A 1621-nucleotide genomic window follows, 5' to 3' on the forward strand; every position below is an offset into this window, starting at 1 on the left:
CCCCGCCGATCGGCAGGGTGATCAGCGCGCCGAACGCGAGGGAAGAAACGAAGAAGAGGGAGAGAAGCGCCGGATTGGGGAGCAGGGCGGGCAGGGCCGTGCCCGAGGCGACGGCCAGCAGCAGCACCAGCCCGTTTCCCAGTTGGAGGAAGCGGGGTCGCCAAGGCTTCGGTAGCTTTCCTTCGAGCTTCGCCCAGGCGACGAGCGATCCCGAGAACGAAAAGGATCCGATGAAACCCCCAAGGATCGCGATCGCGAGCCGGACATTGCTCACGTCGGGGTGGGCGAGCAGCTCGATCCCCGCGATCGCTCCGGCCGCGGCTCCCCCCATCCCATTATAGAGGGCCACCATCTGCGGCATCGCGGTCAGCGGAACGCGCTCTCCCCTCCACCAGGACCAGCCGGTTCCCAAAAGGAGAGCGAGTCCGGCAAGCAAGAGGTTGACGGGCAAATGAGGCCGGGCCGTCCCGCTCACACCAAAGGAGTAGAGGAAGCTTGCCAGGACGATGAGCAACATCCCGATTCCCGCGAGCACGATCCCCGAGCTCGCGGTGGCCGGAGAGGACATTCGTTTGAGCCCGTAGATGAGCAGGAAGGCGGTGAGCAGATCGCAGGACTGAAGGAGCAGATCCATCCCTACCTCCGCTGCCCGGACGAACTTTTGGACGGCTTTTCGGAATGGAACATCCGAAGCATTCGGACGGTGACCACATACCCTCCGGCTGCGTTCGCCGCGCCGAAAAGCACCCCAAAAAAGCCGATCGCCTGCTCCGTCACGGTCGTCGCATGGAGCAGCGCGTAAATGGCCCCCACGACCACGATGCCATGAATGAAGTTCGATCCCGACATCAGCGGGGTGTGGAGGATCGAAGGCACTCGCGAAATCACCTCGTATCCGGTGAACGCGGCCATGAGGAAAAGGTAGATCGCGAGAAATCCCGTGAGCGTTGTTTCTCCATTCATCCGAGCCTTCTTTGGTTCAATCTAGGGGAGGGCGATCACCGAACCCGACGGAGGAAGCCGCGGGGATTCCAAGTGATGCCGAAGTTTTCGCGGCTACGATCGACCTCGAAGCGGCCGTCTTCTGCAAGGAAATCCTCAACCGCCTCGTAAGGTCCCAGAGACGGCCCGGCCGCGATGCCGTGGTGGCAATTGGTATCTTCGACGATCAGGTAGCTCTCGGGGCTCACCAAGCCGGCGTACGCCCGCAGAACCCCCAAAGTGTTCGCATGGGTATGTTCACTGTCTTCGATGACCAGGACCCGTTCGGCCGGATCGATTCGGGAGGCCACCTTCCCGGCGAGCAGCTTGGCGTCCCCTTGGAGCCAGGAGATCCGTGGGTGGCTTTTGGCGCGCGGGTCGATCTTTTTCTGGTCGATGTCGATTGCGATGATCCGCCCCTTTCCGAGAGCGTCGAGGAGATGGGCTAGCGCCAACGCACTTCCTCCGCGGTAGTTTCCGATCTCGACCACGACGTCGGGTCGGAGCTCGTAGAGGAGCTCCTGGTACACCCAGAAGTCGAGCGGGCATTTGAACGTCTGGATTCCGAAGTAGGTCGTGCCGATAAGGATCCGCGTCTGCATCCGCTCGAGGACCATGCGGAGCGGCTCGTCGAGCCGCT

General features: G+C 62.3%; 3 protein-coding genes. All 3 read right to left on the minus strand.

The annotated features are described in order from the left end of the window. Positions 1-634: NAD(P)(+) transhydrogenase (Re/Si-specific) subunit beta (locus FN369_RS01280; protein WP_142524408.1), on the minus strand; the 634-nt coding region annotated here is incomplete at its 3' end. 2 nt (positions 635-636) lie between these two features. Next, the gene (locus FN369_RS01285) at positions 637-963 is read right to left on the minus strand and encodes an NAD(P) transhydrogenase subunit alpha part 2 (RefSeq protein ID WP_142524409.1); all 327 of its coding nucleotides are present in this window, start codon (positions 961-963) and stop codon (positions 637-639) included. Positions 964-998: 35 nt separating this feature from the next. Continuing rightward, the coding region (locus tag FN369_RS01290; protein ID WP_218579998.1) for a CmcI family methyltransferase at positions 999-1621 on the minus strand (623 nt) is incomplete at its 5' end.

This window comes from Methylacidimicrobium cyclopophantes, from assembly GCF_902143385.2.
GTDB classification, from domain to species: domain Bacteria; phylum Verrucomicrobiota; class Verrucomicrobiia; order Methylacidiphilales; family Methylacidiphilaceae; genus Methylacidimicrobium; species Methylacidimicrobium cyclopophantes.